The organism is Arthrobacter sp. STN4 (assembly GCF_024539665.1).
Classification (GTDB): domain Bacteria; phylum Actinomycetota; class Actinomycetes; order Actinomycetales; family Micrococcaceae; genus Specibacter.
On the sequence record NZ_JAKZGX010000059.1, the window covers coordinates 1 to 3,093 of the forward strand.

The following is a 3,093-nucleotide window of genomic DNA, read 5'->3' on the forward strand; positions in this document are numbered from 1 at the left end:
AATGAAGGAGACCGCAAGTGAGGAAGATCCCGTGGCGGAAGGTGGCGGTGGTTGCCGTCGTGGTGCCGATGTTGGCACTGAGTGCGTGTTCAAGCAGTGGCGGGCGGCCGGCTGCCAGTGCCGCAGCCGGTGGCAGTGGTGGCCAGGTGGCCACCACGCCGGGCATCAAGATTGCGCTTATCACCCATGCCGCGCCGGGCGACACCTTTTGGGACATTGTGCGCAAGGGTGCCCAGGAAGCGGCCGTGAAGGACAATGTGGACCTGCTCTACACCTCGGATCCCGACGGTGGGCGGCAGGCGCAACTGGTGCAGCAGGCCATTGACCAGAAGGTGGCCGGCATTGCGGTCACCTTGGCCAAGCCCGACGCGTTGAAGGACGTGCTGAAGAAGGCGGAGGCTGCTGGGATCCCGGTGGTCAGCTTGAATTCCGGTGAGGATGTGTTCAAGAGCGTTGGGGCGTTCACGCACTTTGGTTCGGATGAAAACATTGCCGGTGCCGCGGTTGGCACGAGGCTGGCGGCCGAGGGCGTGAGGCATCCGGTGTGTGTGATCCAGGAGCAGGGCAACGTGGCCCTTGAGGCCCGTTGCGCGGGTGTGAAGACCAAGGTGCCCGGGACGGAGATTTTGTATGTGCAGGGCACCGACATGACGCAGGTGGCGTCCACCGTGACCGCCAAGCTGCAGTCCACGCCGGGTGCGGACGCGATCATCGGGCTGGGTGCGCCCTTCACGGCGACCATTGTGAAGGCCGTGGATTCCCTGAACCTGGCGGGCAAGGTCAAGGTGGCTTCCTTTGACCTGAGCGGGGCGTTGATCCAGTCCATCATTGACGGCAAGGTCCAGTTCACGGTGGACCAGCAGCCGTGGCTGCAGGGATACGACTCGATTGACGCATTGTGGCAGAACTACCGTGGCGGCTTCAAGGTGGGCGGCGGGCTGCCGGTGCTGACGGGCCCGGCCATCATTGACAAGTCCAATGCCACCGCAGTGCTCAAATTTGCCCAGGAAGGCATCCGCTAAGGATGACTTGATCCCGCCGCCGGCACGGCCCGTCCGGGCCGGCGGCGGACAAGCCAGGAGAAACCCATGACAACCATGACAAAGTCCCCGCCGCCACTGACGGATGAACGCATTGGCAGGCGCAGCATGCTCTCGAACCTCCTTGGCCGGCCCGAAATCGGTGCCCTGGTCGGGGCGATCGTCCTGTTCATTTTTTTCTCGCTCGTGGCACCGGTTTTTTTGGAGGCGAATTCCTTCGCCACGGTGCTGTATGGCTCCTCCACGATCGGCATCATGGCCGTGGGGGTGGCGCTGTTGATGATTGGCGGGGAGTTCGACCTCTCCGCCGGTGTCGCGGTGATCAGCTCGGCGCTGACGGCGTCCTTGTTCAGCTGGTACTTCTCCGTGAATGTGTGGGTCGGGGTGGGCCTGGCCCTGGTGGTTTCCCTGGCCATCGGATTCGTCAACGGCTGGATCCTGATGAAGACGAAGCTGCCCAGCTTCATTGTCACCCTGGCGACGTTTTTGATGCTGACGGGTTTGAACCTGGCCCTGACCCGGTTGATCGGCGGCAGCGTTGCCACCCCGTCGATCGCCACGATGGACGGCTTCTCCTCGGCGCAGGCCGTGTTCGCCAACGATTTCACGATTGCCGGGGTGGATTTGAAGAGCCCGATCTTCATCTGGGTCATCCTGGTGGCCGTCACCTCGTGGGTCCTGCTGCGGACGAAGGTCGGGAACTGGATCTTCGCGGTGGGCGGGGATGAGAATGCGGCCCGGGCCGTGGGCGTGCCGGTGAAGTGGACCAAGATCGGCTTGTTCATGGGTGTGGGCTTTTGCGGCTGGGTGCTGGGCATGCACAACCTGTTCGCGTTCGACGCCGTGCAGTCCGGGGAGGGTGTTGGCAACGAGTTCCTCTACATCATTGCCGCGGTGATTGGCGGGTGCCTGCTCACCGGCGGGTACGGCTCGGCCATTGGCGGGGCGATCGGGGCGTTCATCTTCGGCATGGCCAACAAGGGCATCGTTTACGCGCAGTGGAACCCGGACTGGTTCAAGTTCTTCCTGGGCCTGATGCTGTTGCTGGCCACCATCGTGAACCTGATCGTCAAACGCCGTGCGGAACTTAAGTAAGGGAACGGACCACCATGACTGCCAAGCACACCGGAGTGGAAGCGTCCGGGGCCCCCGCGACCGCGGACATCGACCAGGAAACGCTGCTCAAGGACCAAACGGACCCGTTGACCCACACCCCGGTCCACCTGCTGGAGCTGGACAACGTGGGCAAGCACTATGGGAACATCATCGCCCTGACGGAGGTGACCATGGCCGTGGACACGGGCCGGGTGACCTGTGTCCTGGGTGATAACGGGGCGGGGAAGTCGACGCTGATCAAGATCATCGCCGGACTGCACCAGCACGACACCGGCACGTTCCGGATCATGGGGGAGGAACGGAAGCTGGGCAGCCCGCGTGAGGCGCTGGATTCCGGCATCGCGGCCGTGTACCAGGACCTGGCGGTGGTGGGGCTGATGCCGATCTGGCGCAACTTCTTCCTCGGCTCCGAGCTGACCGTGGGCCGCGGGCCGTTCAAGCGCCTGGACGTGAAGGCCATGAAGGAGATCACCAAGACCGAACTGGCACAGATGGGCATTGACCTGCGCGATGTGGAGCAGCCCATCGGCCAGCTTTCCGGCGGTGAGCGCCAGTGCGTGGCGATTGCGCGGGCCGTGCATTTCGGGGCGAAGGCGCTGATCCTGGACGAACCTACCGCGGCCCTGGGCGTGAAGCAGTCCGGGGTGGTGCTGCGCTACATCCTGCAGGCCCGCGACCGCGGCCTGGGCGTCATCTTCATCACCCACAACCCCCACCACGCCTTCCCCGTGGGCGACCGCTTCCTGCTCCTGAAGCGGGGCAGGTCGATCGGCTACTACGACAAGAAGGACGTCACCCTGGAGGAACTGACGGCCCAAATGGCCGGCGGTGCCGAACTGGCCGAGCTCGCCCACGAACTCGAAGCCATGGGCGGCCACGGCGAACTCGCCCAGGAACTCGAGGCCGAAGTGGCTGAAACCACCGGCCAGCTGCCCCG

3 protein-coding genes are annotated in these 3,093 nt (G+C 64.2%); all 3 read left to right on the forward strand.

Translation table 11 applies throughout. From position 1 onward, the window contains the following. Positions 1-17: 17 nt before the first annotated feature. Positions 18-1,022 carry a substrate-binding domain-containing protein gene (locus MMF96_RS19230; protein ID WP_256884456.1) on the forward strand — a complete coding sequence of 335 codons (1,005 nt, stop codon included), beginning with the start codon at positions 18-20 and terminating at the stop codon, positions 1,020-1,022. 66 nt (positions 1,023-1,088) lie between these two features. After that, positions 1,089-2,135 (forward strand): ABC transporter permease, encoded by a 1,047-nt coding sequence (locus tag MMF96_RS19235; RefSeq protein WP_176618730.1) that lies wholly within the window; start codon positions 1,089-1,091, stop codon positions 2,133-2,135. Between the two features lie 14 nt (positions 2,136-2,149). Continuing rightward, a partial coding sequence (locus MMF96_RS19240) for an ATP-binding cassette domain-containing protein (protein ID WP_256884457.1) occupies positions 2,150-3,093 on the forward strand: 944 nt, incomplete at its 3' end.